Origin of the sequence: Streptomyces sp. ALB3, assembly GCF_044385685.1 — a bacterium.
Taxonomy (GTDB): domain Bacteria; phylum Actinomycetota; class Actinomycetes; order Streptomycetales; family Streptomycetaceae; genus Streptomyces.
Window position 1 is genome coordinate 233,788 of record NZ_JBISCE010000003.1, and the last position, 22,075, is coordinate 255,862.

The 22,075-nt window shown below is 72.6% G+C and carries 23 protein-coding genes; 6 read left to right on the top strand and 17 right to left on the bottom strand.

All coding sequences use genetic code 11. The annotated features are described in order from the left end of the window. Positions 1–54 precede the first annotated feature (54 nt). From ACHFIV_RS02945 to ACHFIV_RS02955, 3 genes are all read left to right on the top strand, one after another. Positions 55–1,332 (top strand): thymidine phosphorylase, encoded by a 1,278-nt coding sequence (locus ACHFIV_RS02945; RefSeq protein ID WP_398962988.1) that lies wholly within the window; start codon positions 55–57, stop codon positions 1,330–1,332. 98 nt (positions 1,333–1,430) lie between these two features. Further along, a complete protein-coding gene (locus ACHFIV_RS02950) occupies positions 1,431–2,021 on the top strand; it encodes a Uma2 family endonuclease (protein WP_398962991.1) in 591 nt (196 codons plus the stop codon). Positions 2,022–2,041: 20 nt separating this feature from the next. After that, the gene (locus ACHFIV_RS02955) at positions 2,042–2,386 is read left to right on the top strand and encodes a hypothetical protein (protein WP_398962994.1); all 345 of its coding nucleotides are present in this window, start codon (positions 2,042–2,044) and stop codon (positions 2,384–2,386) included. 7 nt (positions 2,387–2,393) lie between these two features. Here the strand turns inward: ACHFIV_RS02955 and ACHFIV_RS02960 are convergent, their stop codons facing one another. The 4 genes from ACHFIV_RS02960 to ACHFIV_RS02975 form a co-directional block, all read right to left on the bottom strand. Beyond that, on the bottom strand, positions 2,394–2,711 hold the full coding sequence (locus ACHFIV_RS02960; protein WP_398962997.1) for a hypothetical protein: 318 nt from the start codon (positions 2,709–2,711) through the stop codon (positions 2,394–2,396). Next, on the bottom strand, positions 2,708–3,694 hold the full coding sequence (locus ACHFIV_RS02965) for a sigma-70 family RNA polymerase sigma factor (RefSeq protein WP_398963000.1): 987 nt from the start codon (positions 3,692–3,694) through the stop codon (positions 2,708–2,710). The genes ACHFIV_RS02960 and ACHFIV_RS02965 overlap by 4 nt, the downstream gene beginning before the upstream one ends. 97 nt (positions 3,695–3,791) lie before the next feature. Further along, a complete protein-coding gene (locus tag ACHFIV_RS02970) occupies positions 3,792–4,499 on the bottom strand; it encodes a L,D-transpeptidase family protein (protein ID WP_398964176.1) in 708 nt (235 codons plus the stop codon). Between the two features lie 98 nt (positions 4,500–4,597). After that, the gene (locus ACHFIV_RS02975; protein ID WP_398963002.1) at positions 4,598–5,905 is read right to left on the bottom strand and encodes an MFS transporter; all 1,308 of its coding nucleotides are present in this window, start codon (positions 5,903–5,905) and stop codon (positions 4,598–4,600) included. A 62-nt stretch (positions 5,906–5,967) separates the two neighbouring features. On the opposite strand from ACHFIV_RS02975, the gene ACHFIV_RS02980 reads away from it, so the two are divergent. Next, positions 5,968–6,921 (top strand): LysR family transcriptional regulator, encoded by a 954-nt coding sequence (locus ACHFIV_RS02980; RefSeq protein WP_398963005.1) that lies wholly within the window; start codon positions 5,968–5,970, stop codon positions 6,919–6,921. A 51-nt stretch (positions 6,922–6,972) separates the two neighbouring features. Here the strand turns inward: ACHFIV_RS02980 and ACHFIV_RS02985 are convergent, their stop codons facing one another. Beyond that, the gene (locus ACHFIV_RS02985; protein WP_398963008.1) at positions 6,973–7,731 is read right to left on the bottom strand and encodes an alpha/beta hydrolase; all 759 of its coding nucleotides are present in this window, start codon (positions 7,729–7,731) and stop codon (positions 6,973–6,975) included. A gap of 103 nt (positions 7,732–7,834) precedes the next feature. Here ACHFIV_RS02985 and ACHFIV_RS02990 point away from each other — a divergent pair, with 103 nt between their 5' ends. Together ACHFIV_RS02990 and ACHFIV_RS02995 are read left to right on the top strand one after the other, a co-directional pair. Beyond that, a complete protein-coding gene (locus tag ACHFIV_RS02990; RefSeq protein ID WP_398963011.1) occupies positions 7,835–8,989 on the top strand; it encodes an adenosine deaminase in 1,155 nt (384 codons plus the stop codon). Positions 8,990–9,122: 133 nt separating this feature from the next. Continuing rightward, positions 9,123–9,422, top strand: a complete 300-nt coding sequence (locus ACHFIV_RS02995; RefSeq protein ID WP_398963014.1) for a hypothetical protein — start codon at positions 9,123–9,125, stop codon at positions 9,420–9,422. A 76-nt stretch (positions 9,423–9,498) separates the two neighbouring features. Here ACHFIV_RS02995 and ACHFIV_RS03000 read toward each other — a convergent pair whose 3' ends face one another. The 12 genes from ACHFIV_RS03000 to phzG all read right to left on the bottom strand — a co-directional run bounded on the left by ACHFIV_RS03000 (position 9,499) and on the right by phzG (position 22,067). Continuing rightward, entirely contained in the window at positions 9,499–9,702 is a 204-nt protein-coding gene (locus ACHFIV_RS03000; RefSeq protein ID WP_398963017.1) for a PspC domain-containing protein, read from the bottom strand. A gap of 92 nt (positions 9,703–9,794) precedes the next feature. Further along, entirely contained in the window at positions 9,795–10,364 is a 570-nt protein-coding gene (locus ACHFIV_RS03005; protein WP_398963020.1) for a VanZ family protein, read from the bottom strand. A gap of 89 nt (positions 10,365–10,453) precedes the next feature. Next, positions 10,454–11,668, bottom strand: coding sequence for a helix-turn-helix domain-containing protein (locus tag ACHFIV_RS03010; protein ID WP_398963023.1), 1,215 nt, complete (start codon positions 11,666–11,668; stop codon positions 10,454–10,456). 177 nt (positions 11,669–11,845) lie between these two features. After that, on the bottom strand, positions 11,846–12,013 hold the full coding sequence (locus tag ACHFIV_RS03015) for a hypothetical protein (RefSeq protein ID WP_398963026.1): 168 nt from the start codon (positions 12,011–12,013) through the stop codon (positions 11,846–11,848). A gap of 175 nt (positions 12,014–12,188) precedes the next feature. Continuing rightward, entirely contained in the window at positions 12,189–13,445 is a 1,257-nt protein-coding gene (locus tag ACHFIV_RS03020; RefSeq protein WP_398963029.1) for an ATP-grasp domain-containing protein, read from the bottom strand. A 52-nt stretch (positions 13,446–13,497) separates the two neighbouring features. Next, entirely contained in the window at positions 13,498–14,745 is a 1,248-nt protein-coding gene (locus ACHFIV_RS03025) for an ATP-grasp domain-containing protein (RefSeq protein WP_398963031.1), read from the bottom strand. Beyond that, positions 14,745–16,151, bottom strand: coding sequence for a condensation domain-containing protein (locus tag ACHFIV_RS03030; RefSeq protein ID WP_398963034.1), 1,407 nt, complete (start codon positions 16,149–16,151; stop codon positions 14,745–14,747). Before ACHFIV_RS03030 ends, ACHFIV_RS03025 begins: the two co-directional genes overlap by 1 nt. A gap of 5 nt (positions 16,152–16,156) precedes the next feature. Then, a complete protein-coding gene (locus ACHFIV_RS03035) occupies positions 16,157–17,431 on the bottom strand; it encodes an ATP-grasp domain-containing protein (protein WP_398963036.1) in 1,275 nt (424 codons plus the stop codon). A gap of 37 nt (positions 17,432–17,468) precedes the next feature. Further along, positions 17,469–18,737 (bottom strand): MFS transporter, encoded by a 1,269-nt coding sequence (locus ACHFIV_RS03040; protein ID WP_398963039.1) that lies wholly within the window; start codon positions 18,735–18,737, stop codon positions 17,469–17,471. A gap of 5 nt (positions 18,738–18,742) precedes the next feature. Further along, positions 18,743–20,044: a metallopeptidase TldD-related protein gene (locus ACHFIV_RS03045; protein ID WP_398963042.1), complete on the bottom strand. Its 1,302-nt coding sequence runs from the start codon at positions 20,042–20,044 to the stop codon at positions 18,743–18,745. Then, positions 20,041–21,429, bottom strand: coding sequence for a TldD/PmbA family protein (locus ACHFIV_RS03050; protein ID WP_398963044.1), 1,389 nt, complete (start codon positions 21,427–21,429; stop codon positions 20,041–20,043). The genes ACHFIV_RS03045 and ACHFIV_RS03050 overlap by 4 nt, the downstream gene beginning before the upstream one ends. Beyond that, positions 21,426–22,067, bottom strand: coding sequence for a phenazine biosynthesis FMN-dependent oxidase PhzG (phzG, locus tag ACHFIV_RS03055; protein ID WP_398963047.1), 642 nt, complete (start codon positions 22,065–22,067; stop codon positions 21,426–21,428). Before phzG ends, ACHFIV_RS03050 begins: the two co-directional genes overlap by 4 nt. Positions 22,068–22,075: the final 8 nt, after the last annotated feature.

Consider the following 22,075-nt stretch of genomic DNA (forward strand, 5'->3'; position numbering starts at 1 on the left):
CGTAGAGTCGACGGGACTCTCGCCTACCCCTCCGGCCGGAAGGACTCCCCTCCCATGGACGCCATCTCCGTCATCCGCACCAAGCGGGACCGGGGCGAGCTCAGCCCCGAGCAGATCGACTGGGTCATCGACGCGTACACCCGCGGCGAGGTCGCCGACGAGCAGATGTCCGCGCTGGCCATGGCGATCCTGCTGAACGGCATGAACCGTACCGAGATCGCCCGCTGGACCGCCGCGATGATCGCCTCCGGCGAGCGCATGGACTTCGGCGCGCTCTCCCGCCCCACCACCGACAAGCACTCCACCGGAGGCGTCGGCGACAAGATCACCCTGCCGCTCGCCCCGCTGGTCGCCGCCTGCGGCGCCGCCGTGCCGCAGCTCAGCGGCCGGGGCCTCGGCCACACCGGCGGCACCCTCGACAAGCTGGAGTCCATCCCCGGCTGGCGCGCCCACCTCTCCAACGCCGAGATGCTGGACGTCCTGGACACCACCGGCGCGGTGATCTGCGCGGCCGGTGACGGGCTCGCCCCCGCCGACAAGAAGCTGTACGCGCTGCGCGACGTCACCGGCACCGTCGAGGCCATCCCGCTGATCGCCAGCTCGATCATGTCCAAGAAGATCGCCGAGGGCACCGGGGCACTCGTCCTGGACGTCAAGGTCGGCTCCGGCGCCTTCATGAAGACGATCGAGGACGCCCGCGAACTGGCCTCCACGATGGTCGCGCTGGGCACCGACAGCGGCGTACGGACCGTGGCGCTGCTCACCGACATGGCGACCCCGCTCGGCCTGACCGCCGGTAACGCCCTGGAGGTGCGCGAGTCCGTCGAGGTGCTGGCCGGCGGTGGCCCGAAGGACGTCATCGACCTGACCCTGGCGCTCGCCCGCGAGATGCTCGACGCCGCCGGACTCAAGGACGCCGACCCGGAGAAGGCACTGGCCGACGGCTCCGCCATGGACGTCTGGCGCCGCATGATCTCCGCCCAGGGCGGCGACCCGGACGCCGAGCTCCCCGTCGCCCGTGAGCAGCACGTGATCAGCGCCCCCTCCTCGGGCGTCCTGACCCGCCTCGACGCCTACGACGTCGGCGTCGCCGCCTGGCGCCTCGGCGCGGGCCGTGCGCGCAAGGAGGACCCGGTGCAGGCGGGCGCGGGGGTCGAGCTGCACGCCAAGCCGGGCGACACGGTGACCGAGGGCCAGCCGCTGCTGACCCTGCACACGGACACCCCCGAGAAGTTCGAGTACGCCCTGAAGGCCCTGCCCGGCTCGTACGACATCGCCCCGGCCGGAACCCCCTTCACCGCCACGCCGGCGGTGCGGGAACGTATCGCCTGACCTGCGGCTTTCCCTTTCGGGTGAACGGGACCGGTGGACCACCACCGGTCCCGTTCGGCATGCTGGGATCGGTGACGCACCGACAAGAGGAGACCGCCATGAGCGCACTCACCGTCGGTCCCGGGCCGGGTCACGGCCAGGACTGGGACGACCTCGTCCGGATCTGGGAGGAGACGGACGCACCCGAGGGCTGCAAGGTGGAGATCATCGAGGGGATCGTCACCGTGTCGCCACCGCCGTCCAAGGACCACAACACCACCGCGGAACTGCTTCAGCGCAGGCTGTACTCCGTCATCCCGGAGGACTGGGGGATCTACCAGACGCTCGGTGTCTCCGTGCCCGGACGGGCCGGGCTGTACGTCCCCGACCTCGTCGTCCTGCCTCGGGCGGTCGCGTCCGGGCCGGGCAATCGCGTACCGGCGGAAGAGGTCCGGCTGGTCGTGGAGATCACCTCACCGGCCAACGCCAACCACGACCGCATCGGCAAGGCGCACGGGTACGCGAAGGCAGGCGTCGAGCTGTTCCTGCTGCTGGACCCCTGGCACACCGGCCGCCCGACCGCGACGCTGTACGGGGAGCCGAGCGACGGCACCTACCGGGTCCTGGAAGCGGTGGAGTACGGCGAGACGCTGACGCTGCCGAAGCCCGTCGGACTGGATCTGGACACGGGCGTCTTCCCGGTCAGCTGAGCCCGCCCCGCCGGGCAGCGATGAGTTCCTGGCGTCCCGCCGGTCTCCCTGGTGTGGATGCCATCACTCCGAACGCCCTCGTCCTCACCGGCCGCGTCACCCGCGCCGACGTGCCGGCGCTCTGCGCCGAGCTGGAGGCGCTGCTGCTCGGCGCCCCCGAGGCCGCCGTGGTGGACTGCGACGTGGGCGGCGTCGTACACCCGGACCTGGCCCTGGTCGAGGCGGTCGCCCGGCTGGGGCTCGTCGCACGCCGGGCCGGGGACGTCGAGCTGCGGCTGCGCAACGTTCCGGCCGAACTGGGGGCGTTGCTCGGTCTGGTGGGGCTGACCGACGTGGTGCGGAACATCCGGCCGTCCCCGGAGTGATGGGCGCTCAGCGGGCCCTGGCGCTGTCGCGTGCCGTGATGCGGACGCAGTCGACCTGTTGCGCGTATGCCTGCCCGTACTCGCCCGGCGCCTTGGCGAGCGGCGCCTCATCGGTGCCGCCCGGGGGCGGCGGTGCCGCACTCGGTGACGTACACCAGCCGCTCTCCGGCTGCGGCCCCGGTTCGGGGTTGTCGCCCGGAGCGCTGGAGACCGGGGCCGGTCCCGGACCCGCCGTGGCGGACGGCTCGCCCAGCCACAGCGTCGCCGCCCACCCACCCGCCACCAGCAGGGCCCACCCGGCCACCACGGGGCGTGCGGTCCTCACGCGGCGTCGTCCAGGTGGTCGGGCAGACCGAACAGCGGGAACCAGCGCGGGGTGTCCAGGAAGCAGTGCATCCCGGTGATGGCGCCGTCCGAGATGTCGATGACCTGCACCGCCCACGGCACGAACCCCGGGCCGTCCGGATTCGGCTTGTAGTGCGCGAAGGCCGGGGTCCCGTTGGCCTCGGTCGCCACCAGACGGGAACCCGCACAGCTCGCGCCGATGCTGAGCATGAAGCCGGCGATGTCGTCGTGTCCCTGGAGCCAGAGGTCGAACGGCGGCATGGTCATCACGGCGTCCTCGTGGAGCAGAGCCGTCAGCGCCGCCATGTCGTACCCCTCGAAGGCCGCCACGTAGCGGTCCAGCAGCTTGCGCTGCTCGTCGTCCAGCGGGTCGGCGGTGTCCGGGGCCGTGGTGTCCGTGTCCGACAGCGTCGCCCGCGCCCGCTGGAGCGCGCTGTTGACCGAGGCGACCGAGGTACCGAGGAGCTCGGCGACCTCGCTCGCCCTCCACGCCAGGACCTCGCGCAGGATCAGGACCGCGCGCTGCTTGGGCGGAAGGTGCTGGAGCGCGGCGACGAACGCGAGGCGCACCGACTCCTTGGCCACGGCGGCCTCCGCCGGGTCGGCCACCGAGGGCAGGATGCGCCCGTCGGGCATCGGCTCCAGCCAGGTGTTCTCCGGGAGGGGGTTCAGCGCGGCCTGCGCCAGCGGTGTCGGGCCGGTCAGATCCACCGGCCTGGCCCGCTTCTTGCCCGCGTTCAGCATGTCCAGGCAGACGTTCGTCGCGATGCGGTACAGCCAGGAGCGCAGGGACGAACGCCCCTCGAACTTGTCGATGCTGCGCCAGGCGCGCACCAGCGTGTCCTGGACCGCGTCCTCCGCCTCGAAGGCCGAGCCGAGCATCCGGTAGCAGTAACCGGTCAGCTCGACCCGGTGTCCCTCCAGACGGCTGTCGATGTCCGTCGCCGCTGTCAGATCACTCATCGCTCCACCCCTGTTGCGCTGTGACACCGCTCACTCAGCACTGTGGAAGCTACCGCAGGGCACTGACAACCGGGACGGGAAGCGTGTAAACCGCTGCTCAGGTGCCGGGCTTGCGTCCGTAGACGTAGACGTCGTCGCCGTTCTTCAAAAGGTTCCAGTACGCCTTCGCGTCCGCCGGGCGCATGTTGACGCAGCCCGCCGATCCCGGGTTGTTGTACATGGACTTGGTGACCGAGTGGAACGCCTGCCCGCCGTCGAAGAACTGGGCGTACGGCATGCGGACGTCGTAGAGCGTCGACCAGTGGTTGATGCTGCGCCAGTAGACCTTCTTCGAGCCGGTCCGCGTCTCGTCACCGTTGCGGCCCGTGCGCACCGGCACGGGGCCGAACTTCAGCTTGGACCCGTCCTGGATCCAGCTCAGCTGCCTGGTCAGGTCCACACAGGCGATGCGTCCCTTGTTCGTGGGGCACTTCTTCGCCGCGTTGGGGTTCTTCCCCGCCGCCTTCTGCGCGGTGATCGTCTTCATCGTGCGCCAGGTGACCGGCCCCGCGTACCCGATCGCCGGGGTGAGGCCCCTGGACACCTGGAACGAGCGGATGGCCTTGCAGTCGGCGGCCGACTGCCGGCCGTCGGCGGTGCGCCCCAGCCACTTCTCGGCCTGCTTCTGGTACGGACCCTTCGACGCCGTGCAGGACGCAGCCTGGGCCGCCGTCCCCGTCCCCAGGACCAGGGCCGGAGCGGCCACCAGTCCGGCGACGGACAGGACGGCCCCACGCCGTACCCGTACGCCGCGTATGTTCCCCATGATCGTCATGTACGCCTGCTCCCCTTCGCGTTCGCCCGCGGTGTGTGACTCCGTCTGTTGGACGCGCGTCGGGGAGCCGTGGTTGTGCCGGGAAGGTCTCAGTTGTGCACCGGTGCCGGGGACGCGGCGCGGAGCCGCTCGGTGCGGGCGGCCCGGGTCCCGAACAGGGTGATCGACAGGACACCGAGGACCGCCATGACTCCCAGCGCGACCGTGCCCGGCCAGCCCCCGGCGTGGAAGGCGACGGCGCCGAGCGTGCCGCCGGCGCTGGAGCCCAGGTAGTACGCGGACTGGTAGAGCGCCGACGCCTGGGCGCGGCCGGTCGTCGCCGTACGGCTCACCGAGGACGAGGCGACCGCGTGTCCGGCGAAGAAGCCCGCCGTGATCAGGACGAGGCCGGCCAGGACGGCGGCCAGCTGGCCGGCCAGGGAGAGCAGCAGTCCCGCGGCCGTCGTGGACACGGCGAGGTAGAGCGCGCCCCGGCGGCCCAGCCGTGCGACCAGCCGGCCCGCGGCGGCGGAGGAGAGCGTGCCGACGAGGTAGACCAGGAAGACCGAGCCGACGATGCCCTGCGGGAGGCCGAAGGGCTCCTCGACGAGCCGGTAGCCGATGACCGTGTAGACCGCTCCGAACACCGTCATGAACAGGGCGCCGATCGCGTACAGCCGGCGCAGCAGCGGGTCGGAGAGGTGACCGGTGACGGTCTTCGCCAGAGCCTTCGGGTTGAGCGAGGCGGGGCTGAAGTGCCGGGCCCTGGGGATGAGGAGGTGGAAGACCACCGCGCAGGCCACGGCGAGCAGCCCGATCGCGCCGAGCGCCACCCGCCAGCCCCACAGCTGGGCGACCCAGCCGGCGACGATCCTGCCGCTCATGCCGCCGATGCTGTTGCCCGCCACGAACAGGCCGATCGCGGCCACCAGGGCCTTGGGCCGCACCTCCTCGGCGAGGTAGGCCATCGCGGAGGCGGGCAGTCCGGCCAGCGCCGCGCCCTGGATCGCGCGCAGAGCGATCAGCCAGCCGAGCGACGGGGCGAAGGGGACGAGGAGCCCGATCACCACGGCGACCGCCAGGGAGGCCGTCATCATCTGGCGCCGCCCGAAGCGCTCGGAGAGCGCGCTGAGGGGCAGGACGCACAGGGCCAGCGCACCGGTCGCCGCGGATACCGTCCAGCTCGCCTGGCCGGCCGTCGCCCCGAAGGAGGCGGAGACGGCCGGCAGCAGGGCCTGGGTCGAGTAGAGGAGGGCGAAGGTCGCGATCCCCGCCGCGAAGAGCGCGAAGCTCATCCTGCGGTAGCCGGGACCGCCGGGCGTGAGGCGGTCCGGGACGGCCGGGGAGACGGTGGCGGGGGATGAGGGGACGGCGGCGCCCAGCACGATGGTGGACGCCCCGGTACTGGCAGGAGGCATACAGCGAACGTAGGGCGCGCGGTTTCATGCGTCCAATGCATGAAACGCTCATAATCGTTCCCATGGCGCATCAATACAGCTCACAGCAACGGCTGTCACCGGGCAGTTACGAAGAAGACATCCGAGCCGTGCTCGCGCCCCGCCTCGCGTACTTCGAGGCGGTGGCCCGCCACGAGCACGTCACCCGGGCCGCGCAGGAGCTCGGTGTCCCGCAGTCGACCCTGTCGCGGGCCATGGTGAGGCTGGAACAGGACCTGGGGGTCGCCCTGTTCGCCCGCCGCGGCCGCACCGTCTCGCTCACCCCGGCGGGCCGCACGTTCCTCGGTTCCGCCGAACGCGCGCTGGCCGAGGTGGAGAAGGCGGCCGACTCGGTGCGCGCCGACGCGGACCCCACGGCGGGCAGGGTCGCCTTCGGCTTCCTGCACACCATGGGCTCCGAGACCGTGCCCGCCCTGATCCGCGCCTTCCGCGCCGACCATCCCCGGGTCCGCTTCCAGCTCGTCCAGAACTACGGCGAGGCGATGATCGACCGCCTGCGTGCCGGGGGCCTCGACCTCTGCCTCACCTCGCCCGTCCCCGACGCCCCGGACCTCGTCGCCATGCGCCTGGACGAACAGCGGCTTCGCCTGGTCGTGCCCGACGACCACCGGCTGGCGGGGCGCCGGCGCGTCCGCCTCGCCGAGGCCGCCGACGAGACGTTCGTGACGCTCGAACCCGGCTACGGGCTGCGGCGTATCACGGACGACCTCTGCGCCGAGGCCGGCTTCACCCCGAGGGTGGCCTTCGAGGGCGAGGAGGCGGAGACGCTGCGCGGCCTGGTCGCGGCCGGACTCGGGGTGGCGCTGCTGCCGCCGCCCGCCGTCGCCCGGCCCGGCGTGGTCGAGCTGGCCGTGACGGCTCCGAGGGCGGCCCGCGAGATCGGGGTCGCCTGGCTGGACGGCCACCCCGACACGCCACCGGTGGCCGCCTTCAAGCGATTCCTGCTGTCGCGCCGGGGGAGCCTGCTGCCGGACTGAGGGCCGTCCGGTGGCCCGGGAGCCGGGCCACCGGCGGACCGGGCGTCTCCGTCAGGGCCTCAGCGACCGCCCGAAGCCCGCCGCCAGCGGCATCCGCAGTCCCAGCGGCGGGGGAGCGGCGAACGCGTCGGCGACCGGGCGCGCGTACGACCGCGCGAACAGCGACCCCCGGATGAAGTCGGAGGCCAGCGCCGTCACCTCGGAGCGGTGCTGGCGCAGCGCGTTTCCGTCCGAGTGGACCTCGAAGCGGCAGGTGGCGCGGTTGGCCTTCTTGGCCCGCTCGGCCAGCCGGTAGGAGAGTTCCGGATTCGTCCGCGCGTCGTTCGTGCCGTGCACGATCATGACCCGGCGCCCCGCCAGGTGCTTCACCGGTTCGGGTTCCGGCTCCGCGTCCTCCGGAAGCCAGGGAGCCATCGCCAGCACGGAGTTGACGGCGTCGTGCCCGGCGCCGCGCAGGGCCGCCCGGCCCCCCATGCCGTGGCCGACGAGGCAGACCGGGATGTCGCCGTAGCGGCGTACGACCTCGTCGGCCGCCCAGTGTGCGTCGGCCGCCGGATCCGCTCCGTCGTTCCAGCCCCGGGTGCGGTAGCGCACGACGTGCACCGCGAGCCCGTCGGACCCGCCCGAACGGGCCAGGGCCCGGGCGAACGGCAGCAGTGCGGCGTGGCGGAGTGCGGAGGGGCGGCGTCTGGAGTCGGTCTCGCCGTCCGGGAGCAGCAGGACGACGCCGCTGACCTCGGGTGCTGCTCCGGCCGTGAGGACGGCCCGTCCCAGCCTGGCGGCAGGCAGGGGAAGTGCGCGCTGTGCCATGACAGAACAGTGTCAGAAGGGCAGGTGAACGCGACCCGGCTTCACGGTCACTGTTACGCATCGACACCGAGCGCTCTACGCGCGTAGGCGCTAGAGTGCCCGGATGACGAGCCAGACCCCTGATGCCCCCGGTCCCGACCAGATCCGCCGCGCACCCAAGGTGCTGCTGCACGACCACCTCGACGGCGGCCTGCGCCCCGGCACGATCGTCGAACTGGCCCTGGCGCAGGGCTACGACGCCCTGCCCGAGACCGAGCCCGACAAGCTCGGCGTCTGGTTCCGCGAAGCGGCCGACTCCGGTTCGCTGGAGCGCTACCTGGAGACGTTCGCCCACACCTGCGCCGTCATGCAGACCCGCGACGCGCTGTTCCGGGTGGCGGCGGAGTGCGCCGAGGACCTCGCCGAGGACGGTGTCGTCTACGCCGAGGTGCGGTACGCGCCCGAGCAGCACCTCACCGCCGGCCTCTCGCTCGAGGAGGTCGTCGAGGCGGTCAACGAGGGCTTCCGCGAGGGCGAGCGCCGGGCCCGCGCGAACGGCCACCGCATCCGCGTCGGCGCCCTCCTCACCGCGATGCGGCACGCCGCCCGCGCACTGGAGATCGCCGAACTCGCCAACCGCTACCGCGATCTGGGTGTGGTGGGCTTCGACATCGCGGGCGCCGAGGCGGGTTACCCGCCCACCCGCCACCTGGACGCCTTCGAGTACCTCAAGCGCGAGAACAACCACTTCACCATCCACGCGGGAGAGGCCTTCGGCCTGCCGTCGATCTGGCAGGCCCTGCAGTGGTGCGGTGCGGACCGGCTCGGTCACGGAGTCCGCATCATCGACGACATCGAGATCGCCGAGGACGGCAGCGTCACACTGGGACGTCTCGCCTCCTACGTGCGTGACAAGCGCATCCCCCTGGAGCTGTGCCCGACCTCCAACCTCCAGACCGGCGCCGCCGACTCGTACGCCGAGCACCCGATCGGGCTGCTGCGCAGGCTGCATTTCCGCGCGACCGTGAACACGGACAACCGGCTGATGAGCGGGACGAGCATGAGCGGTGAATTCGAGCGGCTGATCGAGACATTCGGATACACGCTCGACGACATGCAGTGGTTCACAGTCAATGCGATGAAATCAGCGTTCATTCCTTTCGATGAACGTCTGGCGATGATCAACGACGTCGTGAAGCCCGGTTACGCCGAGCTGAAATCCGAGTGGCTTTTCCGTCAGACGGCTGTGACCAGTGGTTCTTCGTCCGTCGCGGGCTGAGTGACATAAGGGCGGAACGGCCGGGATCTCGGAATTCCGGCCGTTTTCCGTGTCCCGGCATGTTTGCGGGAGGGGTGCGGTGCTGACTACCTTGCAGAGCCGCTCACATCCCCTTCCCAAGGATAAATTTCACATGAAGCAGTCTGCTGTCAGGACCCTCGGTGTCGCCGCTCTCGGCGCCGCTTTCGTCGCAGCCGGCGCGGGCAGTGCCTCCGCCGTCGCCGTGCCCGTCGACGCCGTGGCCGGCACCCTGCCCGCCGGTGTCGCACTCGACTCCGTCACCGACGCGCTGCCCGCCGTGCAGAAGACGGCCGGCGGACTTCTCGACCAGTCCCAGGGCGGCAGCAGCAGTGACCTCTCGGCTCCCGGCACCAACCTGCTCGGCGGACTGCCCGCCGGCGGCCTGACCGGCGCCCTGCCGCTCGGCGGCTGATCACCGCCCACGCGTATGGGGCGCACACCCGGTCCGGGTGTGCGCCCCATGGTCGTTCTCCCCGTGGTGCCGCCGGTCACCAGGCCGTCGCGGCCCGGCTCTTCTCCGACGGCAGCAGGAACCACAGCGCCAGGTAGAGCAGGAACTGCGGGCCGGGAAGCAGGCAGGACGCCAGGAAGATGACGCGCATCGTCCCCGCGGAGGTGCCGAAGCGCCGTGCCAGCGCTGCGCACACCCCACCGATCATGCGTCCCTCAGCGGGGCGGACAAGTGCGGCCATGGTGGACTCCTTCGCTAACCGTTCCGGGGAGCAGCTCCGTCGTGCTCCCGGTACCTCCATGGTCGCTCCGCGAAGGGGGACAAAGCATCGCTCTACGGGGCGATGCCGACCCTGGTAATCGTCGGGGTCGCCCCCTGGGGGGCCTCGCTACGGAACGGCCGGGCCCCGGTCCTGATCCGGGACAGGTCGCCGGCCCCGGCCCGGTTGCCACGGCGCAGCCGTGCCCGCGACAGCGGGACGACCAGGAGGTGCGCCAGCGCCACGCCGGCGGTGTTCAGGAGCAGCGAGTCGACGTCGACGACTTGGCCCGGCACCCCCGTCTGCGCCAGCTCGATGGCCATCGAGATCAGTGCCCCCGCCGCGACGGTACGGGCCAGCGAGGCCCAGGGGGAGACCAGCAGCCTGCCGCCGGCCATCGGCAGCAGTACGCCCAGCGGCGCGAGCAGCAGCAGGCCCTCACCGATGCGGCGTACCGCCTCGGCCGGTCCCAGGGCCAGATCCGCCCTGATGCCGGCGAACGGATGGAAGTTCGCGGCCGTCATCCAGGGCACGTCCAGCGGGCGCAGCGTCAGCCAGCCGACGAACAGAAGATGCGCGAGGAGGAGGAGTACTCCCGCCGCACGGAAGCGGATGACGGCCGGGCCGTCCGGACTGTGACGCACGTCGACCAAGACGCCGTGGCCGGCAGGATCGGTTCCGCCGGGCGGGGCGAAGGGTCTGTGACGACCGGCACGCGGTGAGGCGGGACCCGTCAGATCGTGCTCTCGGCCATCGAGCGCCACACCTCGGCTGCCAGATCCGGCATGTTCGCCGTCTGGACCTGCGTCACGAGTTCCTTCAGGCGGGATCCCGCCTCCGGGTCGCCGGCCTTGAGGTCCAGGACTCCGCGCAGCGCGGCGAGGCGCACCTGGTCGCGGTAGGAGAGGAGCTGGAGGTTCGCCTCGACCTGCGCCGCGAGCGTCGAGGCCCGGTCGGTGTCCCCCCGCCGGAAGGCCAGCTGGGCCTTGAGGAAGAGGAGCTCCATCCAGTGCCTGAGCGGACCGGTGACCTTGAGCAGGGGCTCGACGCTGTCGAGGAAGGACTCGGCCTCGGCGAGACGGGGCGGCATCGCCTGCATGGACAGCGAGGCGGCGGCCAGCCTCAGCCTGATCCACAGCATCAGGTCCTCCCGGCTGTCGATGGCGTCCAGGGCCTCGAGCAGGAAGGAGATGGCCCGGGTGTGGTTGCCCTGCCGCGTGCTGACGGTCGCGGCAGTCCAGTACACCTCGGCGGCCAGGGCGCCCCGGGCGTCACCCAGGGAGGCGTAGATCTCCTCGACGAGCCGGGCGGCCTCCGCGAGGTCGCCGAGCTCCGCCTCCGCGGACACCAGCACCAGCTTGCTCCGCACCATGTCGGAGGTGGAGACGTGGACGTCGTACTCCTCGCTCAGGGCGAGGGCCTCCCGCACCGCCAGCCGGGCCGCCCGGGCCTCGCCGATGTTCCTGGCGCACCGGGCCATCCGCAGCCGCGCGCGGATCCGCAGGACGGGCCTGTCGAGTTCGTCGCTCAGCGCGTTGAGCTCGGTGAGGGCGCCGTGCTGGGCCGGGAAGTCGCCGAGGGCCTCCTGGACGCGGCTGAGCTGGGCGAGCGCGTGCCACCGCATCACGGGGTCGGCGTCACCCGCCGACTGCAGGGCGTCCGTGAGGACGCGCACGGCCTCCTGGTCGACCTCGCTCTCGGGAAGCGAGACGACCGCGGCTATGGCGTGGGTCAGGCTGTCCTCGGGCTGTTCCCGAAAGCCTTCCGGCCGTATGCCGAGCTTCTCCGCGAGGTAGGCCGCGGCCCGGTCGGTCGGGCGGCGGCTGCCGGATTCCAGCCGGGACAGATAGGTGGCCGACATCCCGGGCCCGGTCAGCTCGACCTGGGACTTCCCCTGTTGCTGTCTCAGCTGGCGCAGGCGCCGGCCGAACGCTGGCTGCTCGAGCAATTCCCACCTCGGCGTGGCGATAAAAGCGTCTGGGCCCGGGATCGACAGAGCCCAAGCGGGGGCGAGTCATATGACTCGCCCCCGCTTGTCACTATACCGGCGCGCATTGCAACGATTTGACCAGCCTGACAACGGCCGTGGACGGCGCGGTGACGGGCGTGGGCAGTGAGCTTCCGGTTACGGCCAGTCGATGTTGCCGGACGGCTGCGTGGCAGGCCCGCTTGCGGAGCTGACGGTGGTGGTACCGGCCTCGGAGGCGGCGCTGCCTCCGAATTCCAGCACGACGGAAAGGGAAAGAACGGCCAGCCCCCCGGCTGCGATCCTGACAAGCCTGGCGATCTTCACTATCTCGCTCCTTCTGTGCGGGTTGTGCGGCAACAGTAAGGGCGAGGGCCATTCTTGGCAAGAAATTGCCAGGTATTGGCAATCGTTGTCGGGTACCGGCCCGGCGGGCGTTCGGCGGGCCGCGGCCGTCCCCGGCCGCGCCTTCAGGGCCGCCCGTCCGCACCTCCGGCCCAGGTCACCGGCCCGGCTCCGGTCCGGTGGGCTCCGCCTCCGCCCCGGTGACCACGACGACCGCTGCGGCGGCCGCCTCGCAGGCGGCGAGCGCGGCGTCGGCGTCGGCGCCGACGGCGATCACCTGGCCGATCCGGTCCCAGCTGGACGCGAGGTCCTTCACCACGTCGCCCGCCGACACCGACAGCTCCACGTCCTGCACACCGTCGAGTCCGCGGGCCTCCTCCACGCCACTGACCCGTACGACCCGGCCGGGTTCGGCCGACAGGAAACGCGTCGCCGCTGCCCGCAGCAGGGGCGGTCGCTCCCCCGGCGCCGGCAGGCCGGCGCAGGGGTGGGCGACGGTGTAGGCCTCCATGTCGAACCCGTAGGCGGCCTCCACCAGGTCCCGTATGCGGTCACCGCCCGGCCGGTTGTGGGACTCGATCACCCTCGGACCGGCGGGGGAGAGCCGCAGCTCGGTGTGGCTGGGGCCGTGGGTCAGTCCGACGGCGTCCAGGAACTCCGCGACCGCCAGTTCGAGCCGGCGCTCCGTCGCCCGGTCGATCCGCGCCGGGATGACGTGACCGGCCTCCACGAAGTTGCCGTGCGTCAGCTTCTCGGTGACCGCCACCACGAGGTGCCGTCCCTCGAAGGTGAACGCCTCGACACTGAACTCGGGTCCGTCGATGTATCCCTCGGCGATGAAGCGGTCCAGCGGGAAATAGCGTGCGAACGCGTGGTCGGACCCGCGCAGTTCCCCGATACGCTCCCACGCCCCGGCCACCTGCTCCGGGCCCTTCACCAGCTGGACACCCAGGCTCGCGATGCCGTCCACCGGCTTGACCACGAAGGGATAGCCGTGGGCGGCGCCGAAGGCCTCCAGCGACTCGGGACCGGTCACCTCGGCGGCCGGGACCGTGGCCGCGCCCACTCTCGCCAGGTGTTCGCGCATCGCCAGCTTGTCCCGCAGCCGCCTGGCCACCTCGTACGACACGCCCTTCAGCCCCAGCAGGTCGTTGATCCGCCCCGCGACCTCCACCCCTGCCTCACCGGTCGTGACGACGCGGGTGAAGCCGTAGACCTTGTGGGCGGCGGAGACCAGCGGTTTGACCACGGACCAGTCGGAGAAGTCGACGAGGAGGGCCGCGTCGACGAGCTCCGCGTGCTGCGGCGTGAACTGGCCCGGCTGCTGGAGGCAGACGACGGCCAGGCCTTGCTCCACGGCCTTCCGGACGTTGTCGATCCGGCCACCGATGATCAGAACGCGTTCTTGTGCCATGTGCCTTTCCTGTCCTGCTGAGAGCCTGAGGTCTGGGGGTCCGCGGGGCCGGTCAGCCGGCCGGCGGCGCGGCGATCACCACGCGGGCGGAGGACCGCACCTGTGCGGCGAGCCGCTGGAGCTCCGCCGGATCACCGCAGTCGAGCACCGCGTACGCGAGCCGGTCGCCCGAGTTCTCGGCGGGGCGCACCGCCGTGCCCGGCGCGAGCCGGGCCCCGTGCCGCACGACACCCGGCCGGGCGGCCCAGTCCGAGAGGTCCAGCGAGACCATGGTCCCGGCCTCCGGGGCGGTGAGGAAGAAGCTGCCTGCGGCCCGGACGGGTCCCCGGGCGGGGGACGGCACCGACGGCTTCTCTCCCAGCGCGAGACGCAGGCACGCCTCGTACACGTCGAAGCCGTGCGCCCGGCGGACGATCTCCAGGATGTGGTCGCCCGGCGTGCGCACCGCCACCTCCATGATGACCGGATCGTCGTCCGCCCGGGCCCGGAACTCCAGATGCGCGATCCCGGTGCGCATCCGCAGCGCGGAGACGACCGAGTGGCACAACGCCTCGGCGGTCCGGCGCAGTCCGGGCCTGTCCGCGCCGAACCCGGCCTCGTGGAACAGCTCCACGAAGTAGGGGGCCCCGGTGGTCTCCTTGCGGGTGAGGTTGGTGAACAGCACCCGGCCGTCCTGCACCAGCGCCTCGACGCTGTACTCCGGCCCCTCGACGTACTCCTCCACCAGGAGGGGGCCCTCCCCGTCCCGGCGGCGTACCACGTCCTCCCACTGCTGGGCCGTGTCGACGCGCTCGACCCCGGCACTCCCCTGGAGGGACACCGGCTTCACGATCACCGGCAGCCCGGCGAGCGCCCATTCCGCGGCCTCCGACAGCCGCGCGGGGTACCGGTGTTCCGGCTGCGGCAGTCCCGCGCGCCGGAACTCCCCGCGCTGCATCGCCTTGTTGCGGGAGATCACCGCGGCGTCCAGGCCGGGGCCCGGCACACCGAGCCGGTGCTGGAGCATCGCGGTCGCCATGACGTGCGGCTCCGCGAAACCCATGACCGCGTCCGGAGCCAGCCGTTCGGCCAGCGCCATCGCCGGGGGCAGCCACGCCTCGTCGCGGGCGGCGACTCCCTCCACCGCCTCGAAGTCGACGACGCACGGGAACCGGGGCGCCAGCTCCGCGTGGCGCGCGGGCGTCTCGACCAGGCCCACCCGTACTCCCAGGGCCTGCGCGGCGTGCAGGTACCCCTCCGCCATGACGCCCGCCCCGATCAGCACCAGGGTGCGGTCCACGCTGTTCACCGGTGTGTCCACTACTGACTCCTCGCTTCCGACTGCTCGACGACCCGTACCAGCCCGGCGGGTGACACGTCCCCGACCGCCGCCGCGCACACCAGCCGCTCCAGGGCCGACATCCAGGCCCCGGCCCACTCGGGGGTGTGCGCCGCGGTGTCCACCTGGAGCGTCAGCCGGAGCCCGGCCTCGCCCGTGTCGGCGCTCAGGTAGCGGGTGGACCGCCACTGCGGGCCCCCGGGGACCCAGCCGGTGCGCGCTCCGCCGGCGGCCCGCGCGAGCTCGTCCGCCGTCACCCCGCGCCGGGGCAGCGAGCCGGGCCGGCCCCGGTAGTTGAACGTGGGTGACACGTCCAGGGCCGCCCCCCGGCGCAGCTCGGCCTCGCGGTGCGCCTCGGCCAGTCCGGCCGGCGGGTAGGAACCGTGACGCAGCGCCCCCAGGGTGGCCGTGGCGGTGCGGCGGACCAGCTCGGTGAAGGAGGCGCCGGACACGGTGACACCGCAGGGGACGGGCTGGGAGCACGGCACCACGGCGTTGACGGTCCCGGGCCGCGACCTGTTGGCGGAGAGCAGTTGCACGTAACCGTCGGTGCGGTCCGCCATGACCGCGTCGACCGCCAGCACGGCCGCGGCCAGCACGGTGGAGACGGGCTCCGCCGTGCGCAGCGCGACAGCCCCCAGAGCCAGGTCCAGTGCGGGCGACCGGTGGGACAGGAACGCGAACCGCTCCCCGGCACGGCCGCCGTCCGCCGTGGGAAGGGCCTCGGGCATCGTCCGGAACACCTCGGAGGCGTGCCGCAGGGCCCGCCCGGCGCGCTTCAGACCCGCCGCGGACGCCTCGGCGGCGGCCTGCTCGTACGGGTGGAGTCCCGGTTCGCCGGCGCGTGCCGGGGGCCAGTCCGGGTGCCGCAGGGCGACGGTGGACACCAGGTGGTCGGTGACGGGCCGCAGGGCGAAGGCGTCCACGGCGACATGGCTGAAGACGAGGACCAGCGAGTGGGGCGCGCCCGCCCGCTCCACCAGTGCGGCGCGCACCGGCAGTTCCGCCGAGACGTCGAACGGCGCCGCGGCGAGCGCGGTGGCCACCCCGGCCGTCTCCCGGTCACCTTCGTCGCCGGGCCCGGCGCTGTGGACGGCGAGGGGGAGCGTGCCCCGTGTGTGCACCCGCTGGCGGGCGGCGTCCCCCTCCCGCAGCACGGTGGTGCGCAGCCCCTCGAAGCGCAGGAGCAGCTCCGCCAGCACCTCGGTGACCGACTGACGGCTCGTGCCGGGGCGCAGCGCGTACACCCTGCTGATGGCCAGGGAGCACCCCCGGGGGCGGGCCGCGTCGAGCTCGGCGAGGTAGTACTGCTGGCTCCAGGTGAGCGGGGCCGGCGGCCGGTCCTCGCCACCGCTGAAGGGCACCTGGTGGCACTCGGAGGTCCCCACGGCGGCTATGCCCGGACCTCGTCGACGGGGGACCAGGAGAAGCTGAGCCGCCGGCCGGCCGCCTCGGCCCGGCCGAGCGCCTCGGCCCTGTCGGCACCCTCGGCGATGATCCAGGCCGCGCGGTCCCTGTTGGAGCCGTTCGCCCGGTACACCATCCCGGGCTGCACGCCGGGACGCATGCGCACCTCGTGGACCCCTTCCATCGCGGTCGCCTCCGGGACCCCGTCGATGGCGTCGAGCCGGCCCAGCGCGGCGGACATCAGGAAGTGCACGGCGGCCGTCCGCAGGAAGGGCACCTCCAGGTCGGGCGTGCCGCCGAGCAGCGCGGTCATGTGGAGACGGCACATGTCGACACCGGTGGCGATCCGCACCAGCTCGGGGATGCGGTCCCCGGCTATGCGTCCGTTCACCTCGATGACCCGGGCGTCCGTACCGTCCCCGGTGAGTTTCAGCTCCACGTGCGCGGGCCCCCAGGTCACGCCCACGGCCTTGACGGCCTGCTCGGCCTTCGCGACGAGCAGCCGCTCCCGGGCGCCGTCGACCCGTGCCGGGAAGATGTGGCCCATCTCCAGGAACAACGGGGGCTCGCTGCAGATCTTCTCGGTGAGGCCGAGGACCTTGCCGTGCATGACCTCGGCCGAGTACTCGTCCCCCAGGACGCACTCCTCGACGACCACCTCGGGAGCCACCCGCTGGCCCAGGTACTCACCGATTCCCATGATCTCCTCGGCGAGCGCGGACACCTCATCGGCCGTCCCGCAGCGGCGCACCCACAGGCTTCCCGTCAGGTCGAGGGGCTTGACCACGACGGGGAAGCCGATCTCGGTGGCCGCGGCGGCGGCCTCCCCGGGAGACGAGCACACCCGGAACGGCGGGTTGAGGCCGGGAACGGCCGACATCGCCCTGCGCATGGACGCCTTGGACCGGCAGGCGGCGATCGCGGCCGGGTCCGGGCCGGCCAGGCCCAGCCTGGCCGCCACCTCGGCGCCCATGGCGCAGTAGTACTCGTAGACCGAGCTCACTCCGACGAGCGTGCCGTCCGCCGCGATCTCCCGGCAGGCGGTCACGACGGCCTCCGGGTCCTGCGTGTCGCAGGCCCTGATCTCCACCCCGAGCTCGGCGTAGTCGCTCAGCAGCGAAGGAGCCATGGCCTCCGGGCGGGCGGCCACGACCACCGGGGTGATCCCCTGCTCCAGCAGGAAGCGGGCGCAGTCCTGCCCCGCACCCGTCAGGGGGGATTCGACGAAGACCACGTAACGGGGGGTCTCCTGGTGGGACATGAGGATGCTCCTTGGTCGGGCCCGGCCTGCGGGCCGGTCACTTCGATGTTTCGGATGCGGTGGCGGCCGTGTCGCTGCCGGGCGGCTCGTCGGCCGGGAGGTCGCGCACACGGACCAGATGCGACAGCAGCAGCCACAGGACACCGGCCGACATGCCGAGCCCGGCGACGAGCAGGCCCCCGCGGATGCCGATCCACTCGCCCAGGGCGCCGCCGGTGAGCGAGCCGAGCGGGAGGATCCCCCAGACGATGAAGCGCACGCTCGCGTTCATCCGGCCGAGCATGCCGGGAGGGCACAGCGCCTGACGGATGCTGACCTGGCTGACGTTGTAGACGACCATGCCGAAGCTGACGGCGAACCAGGGGACGGCGAACAGCAGGATGCCCCACCCGCCATGGGCCAGTGGGATGAGGAGGGTGGTGGGTACGGTCACGAGGTAGGACAGCCACATGACGCGCACCTGGCCGAACCTGGCGGTGAGCCGGCCCGACAGCGACGCGCCGAGGATTCCTCCCAGGCCGCTGACCGCCATCAGCACACCCACCGTGGTGCCCGACAGCCCCATCCCGTCGACGAGCAGGAGCATGACCAGGGGCAGCATCAGGGCGTAGAAGAAGTTGTACGTGGCGGCGGACCCGGTGACGGCGCGGAAGACGGGATGCCTCACCACGAAGAGCAGGCCGTCCTTGATCTCGGCGGCCATGCGGCGTTCGCCGCTGCGGGGGGCGACCTCCTCGACGGTGCGCATCCGCGCCAGGAGGACCGCCGATGTCAGGTGGCTGAAGGTCTGGGCGGTCACCGTGAACGTCGCACCGACGAGCTGGACCAGGGAACCCCCGAGGGTGGGCCCCGCCAGCCGTGCGACCGCGTTGGTGCTCTCCAGCTTCGCGTTGCCCTCGACCAGGTGCTCCCGGCCCACGACCGCCGGGATGTACGACTGGTAGGCGATCTCGTAGAAGACGGTGGCGAAGCCGATCACCAGCGTCACGGCCATGAGACCGGTGAAGTCGACCCAGTCCAGCGCGAACCCGGCGACCAGGACGAGCAGGAACAGCGCGCGCAGCAGGTCGCACACGATGAGGACGGGGCGGCGCCGCATCCGGTCGATGAGGCTGCCGGCCGGAAGGCCCACCAGCAGGAAGGCGATGGTCTGCGCCGCCTGGAGCAGCCCCATCTGGAAGGGCGTGGCGGCCAGCGCCGTGGCCGCCAGGAGGGGGATGGCGACCCGGCTCATGTTGCCGCCGACGGTGCTGGCCGTCTGCGCCGCCCAGAAGAGCCGGAAATCGGGATGCCTCAGCAGGGACACGGTGGCTACCGCCCCACGGTGAGGCCGGACGTCCACACACCGGGGGAGGCGACGAAGGAGTGGTGGCCGCGGTTGACCCTCGTGTGGCCGTCGTGGCCGTCGATCCGGTGCAGCAGCTCGAAGACGTTGCCGGCGAGCGTGATGTTGCCGGCGTTGCGCCCGGTTCCGTCACCCCCCACCAGTACCGCGTTGGCGCCGATGGAGAAGTCGCCGGTGATGCCGTTCGACGTGTGGGCGCCGTTCGCCTGGACGACCTTCAGCAGCGGCCGGCCCTCCCGGGGGCCGTCACCCAGCAGGGGCCCGGGGCGCAGCGCCAGGAAGCCGGGCTGCACCGTCGCCATCTCCCCGGAGGGGCCCCGGCGGCCCGACCCGGTGGAAGGGACCCCCGAGGCGGCGGCCGTGCGCCGCGAGCCGAGGAAGCCGCGCAGCACGCCGTCCTCCACGAGCACCGTGCGCCGGCACGGTGTGCCCTCGTCGTCCCAGGCGGCCGGGCCGGGGCAGTCCGGCGACGACGGATCGTCGACCAGCTCCAGTCCGGCGACGGCCACCCGCTCGCCGACGCGGTCCGCGAGCGGGGAGCGGCCCTCCAGGACGGAGTCCCACTGGAACGCCGGAGCGACGAGGGCGAACAGCTTGACCATCACCCGGCCGTCGACGAGGACGTCGGCGTAGGAGCAGTCCGCCACCGGTTCGGAGGCCAGGATCCGCGCGAGACCCGTCAGCGACGCGACCTCGCGGTCCGCCGCCTCCACGACGGACTCCACGGTCCGGCCGAAGACCTGGTGCGCCATGAATCCGACGCGCTCGCCCTTCGCGGTCACCCGGGTCTGGAGCTGCACCGTCCCCGTGGTGCGGGCGCGAGGCGTGCTGCCCGCCCGGTGCAGCAGCACGTGCGTCCGGTCGGCCCGCGCCCGCAGCTCGACGTCGACGCCGGGTGCTCCGGCGGACAGCGTGGAGAGCCGCCCGGCCGCCGACGTGCTGAAGCCGGACGGCGCGGGCGGCTCCTCCGGGGCGGGGCCCGCAGGCGCCGCGGCGGGCGGGGACTGCCCGCCCGGCAGCGCCCTGCCGACGGCGAGCGCGGTGTCGACGAGCGCGGGGTCCGCGCGGCCGGGCATTCGCACCGCGTACCCCTCCGTGCCGTCCTTCCAGACGGTGAGCGCGGTCGCCGCGGCGGTCACCTCGCTCTGCCGCTCGACCGCCCCCTCACGGCACACGAGTTCGTGGATCTCCTGGGTGCTCTCCCAGACCTCGGCGTCGGCCCCGCGGCGGGCCGCCTCCTCGGTCAGGAACACGCTGACGTCGCTCATCGCCCGGTGCCTCCCACCAGCAGCGAGCCGACCCGGAGCGTGGGGCCGACGACGCCGACCGGGACCCACTGACCGAACTTGCCGCACTTGGCCGCTCCGACGACCGTGTCGTCGGCTATGCCGTTGATGTCCCTGAGCACCTGGGTCCCCGTTCCCGAAATGGTCGTCTCCTCGATCGGATCGGTGATCCTGCCGTTCTCGATCAGGAAGCCGTTGGTGACCCTGAACGTGAACTCGCCCGTGGACTCGATGACCTCGCCGCCGCCCACGTGCTGGGCGAAGATGCCGGACTCCGTACCGGCGACGAGGTCGTCCACCGACGAGGTCCCCGCACGCAGGCAGGTGTTGGTCATCCTCGGCTGCGGCGGCTGCAGCACGGTCGTGCACCGGCCGTTGCCGCTGGAGCCCCCGCCCAGCCGGGCGGCGGACTCCTGGTCGGTCAGGAACCCCCGCAGGACGCCGTCCTCGATGAGCGTGGTGGGGGTCCCCGGTGTCCCCTCGTCGTCGTAGCCGAAGGAACCGACCGCGCCCGCGACCGTCGGGTCGTCGGTGATGGTGACGAGCGGGGAGGCGACGTCCTTGCCCAGCATCCCGGCGTAGACCGAACCGCGCAGCACCTCGTCGCCCTCGAGCGGGTGGCAGCACGCCTCGTGGAGCAGGACCATGCCCCGGCCGCCGGCGACGACGACCGGAAGGCGTCCGACGGGAGCCGGGCGTGCGGCCAGGCCCGTCACCGCGCGCCTGGCGACCTCCACGCCGGCGCTCCGCGCGTCGATTCCGCTCAGCGGGCCGCTCACCCCGGGTGTGTAGAACCCGGTGGCCACCCGGCCGCCGCCGCGGGCGATGACGCGCACGGTCAGGTAGCTGAGCAGACGGCGGTCCTCGTGCAGCCGGCCGTCCCTGGCCAGGACCGTGGTCTGGTCGCTGAGCTCGAAGTCGATGACGACCTGGGCCACGGACGGATCGAAGCCGCGTGCGGCGGCCTCCAGCTCACCGAGGACCGCCAGGACGGAGGAGATCTCCATCCAGGCGGGGGCAGCCGTCCCGGTTTCCGCGCCGGCCCGCCCGGGGCGGTCGCGGCCGTCCAGGGCGGCGGCGTAGGGGTCGAGCCCCGCCACGGAGCGGTGGCGGTAGCCGTCGCGCAGGACGTACCGGGCCGACGTTCCCTGGCCCTGCTGCACGCTGATGTCGCTGACGCGCCCCTCGGCGAACCGTCCGCTGGTGCGGTGCCAGGTCTGCACCGCGCCCGACGTGGCCAGACATCCCGCCGGACGGCGGCGGCGCATCTCACCGGCCAGGTCGCCGGCCACCGCGCGCAGAGGCCGCTCCACGTCCGTGCGATCCCTGCGCGGGGGCTTCGGACCGAGCACGGCCGGGCCCGTCACGGCTGGAGCCTGCGGTGGGACCAGGAGCCGGTCTCCGCCGGACGGTCGTAGCGCAGCCGGCGGTGCAGCCGGTCGGGACTGCCGTACCAGAACTCGACGGCGTCCGGCACGAGCCGGTAGCCCGTCCACTCCGCCGGCCGGGGCACCGGTCCGCCGGCCGCCACCAGGGCCCTGGCCCGCGCCTTGAGCTCCGCCTCGTCGTCGAGGGTGCGGCTCTGCCGCGAGACCGCCGTCGTGGCCTGCGCCTCGAGGGGCCGCCGGGCGAACAGGTCGTCGGACGCCCCGGCGTCCAGGACCTCCACCGGGCCCTGCACGGTGAGCTGCTGGAGCGTCTCGCGCCAGTAGAACGTCAGCGAGGCCGTGGGCGACGCGGCCAGGTCCTGGCCCTTGCGGCTTCCCTGGAAGCTGGTGAACAGGAGCCCGCGCTCGTCGGCCTCCTTCACCAGCAGGACCCGGCTCGACACCCTGCCCGACGTGTCGGCGGTCGCCAGCACCGCCGCGAGCGGCTCGCGGATCTGACGGGTCACCGCGGAGTCCAGCCAGGAGCGCATCAGCGCCAGCGGATCCTCGGGCGGCGTGTCGAACTCGGGCAGGACGAGAGTGGTGTCGCCACTGAGGGTCTGTCCCTGTGCTGCCATGTCGGTCG

What these genes read in the sequence shown, in the direction of transcription:
- ACHFIV_RS02945 (WP_398962988.1), top strand. Translation starts at nt 55, where the DNA reads ATGGACGCCATCTCCGTCATCCGCACCAAGCGGGACCGGGGCGAGCTC.
- ACHFIV_RS02950 (WP_398962991.1), top strand. Translation starts at nt 1,431, where the DNA reads ATGAGCGCACTCACCGTCGGTCCCGGGCCGGGTCACGGCCAGGACTGG.
- ACHFIV_RS02955 (WP_398962994.1), top strand. Translation starts at nt 2,042, where the DNA reads ATGAGTTCCTGGCGTCCCGCCGGTCTCCCTGGTGTGGATGCCATCACT.
- ACHFIV_RS02965 (WP_398963000.1), bottom strand. Translation starts at nt 3,694, where the DNA reads ATGAGTGATCTGACAGCGGCGACGGACATCGACAGCCGTCTGGAGGGA.
- ACHFIV_RS02970 (WP_398964176.1), bottom strand. Translation starts at nt 4,499, where the DNA reads ATGGGGAACATACGCGGCGTACGGGTACGGCGTGGGGCCGTCCTGTCC.
- ACHFIV_RS02975 (WP_398963002.1), bottom strand. Translation starts at nt 5,905, where the DNA reads ATGCCTCCTGCCAGTACCGGGGCGTCCACCATCGTGCTGGGCGCCGCC.
- ACHFIV_RS02980 (WP_398963005.1), top strand. Translation starts at nt 5,968, where the DNA reads ATGGCGCATCAATACAGCTCACAGCAACGGCTGTCACCGGGCAGTTAC.
- ACHFIV_RS02985 (WP_398963008.1), bottom strand. Translation starts at nt 7,731, where the DNA reads ATGGCACAGCGCGCACTTCCCCTGCCTGCCGCCAGGCTGGGACGGGCC.
- ACHFIV_RS02990 (WP_398963011.1), top strand. Translation starts at nt 7,835, where the DNA reads ATGACGAGCCAGACCCCTGATGCCCCCGGTCCCGACCAGATCCGCCGC.
- ACHFIV_RS02995 (WP_398963014.1), top strand. Translation starts at nt 9,123, where the DNA reads ATGAAGCAGTCTGCTGTCAGGACCCTCGGTGTCGCCGCTCTCGGCGCC.
- ACHFIV_RS03000 (WP_398963017.1), bottom strand. Translation starts at nt 9,702, where the DNA reads ATGGCCGCACTTGTCCGCCCCGCTGAGGGACGCATGATCGGTGGGGTG.
- ACHFIV_RS03020 (WP_398963029.1), bottom strand. Translation starts at nt 13,445, where the DNA reads ATGGCACAAGAACGCGTTCTGATCATCGGTGGCCGGATCGACAACGTC.
- ACHFIV_RS03035 (WP_398963036.1), bottom strand. Translation starts at nt 17,431, where the DNA reads ATGTCCCACCAGGAGACCCCCCGTTACGTGGTCTTCGTCGAATCCCCC.
- ACHFIV_RS03045 (WP_398963042.1), bottom strand. Translation starts at nt 20,044, where the DNA reads ATGAGCGACGTCAGCGTGTTCCTGACCGAGGAGGCGGCCCGCCGCGGG.
- phzG (WP_398963047.1), bottom strand. Translation starts at nt 22,067, where the DNA reads ATGGCAGCACAGGGACAGACCCTCAGTGGCGACACCACTCTCGTCCTG.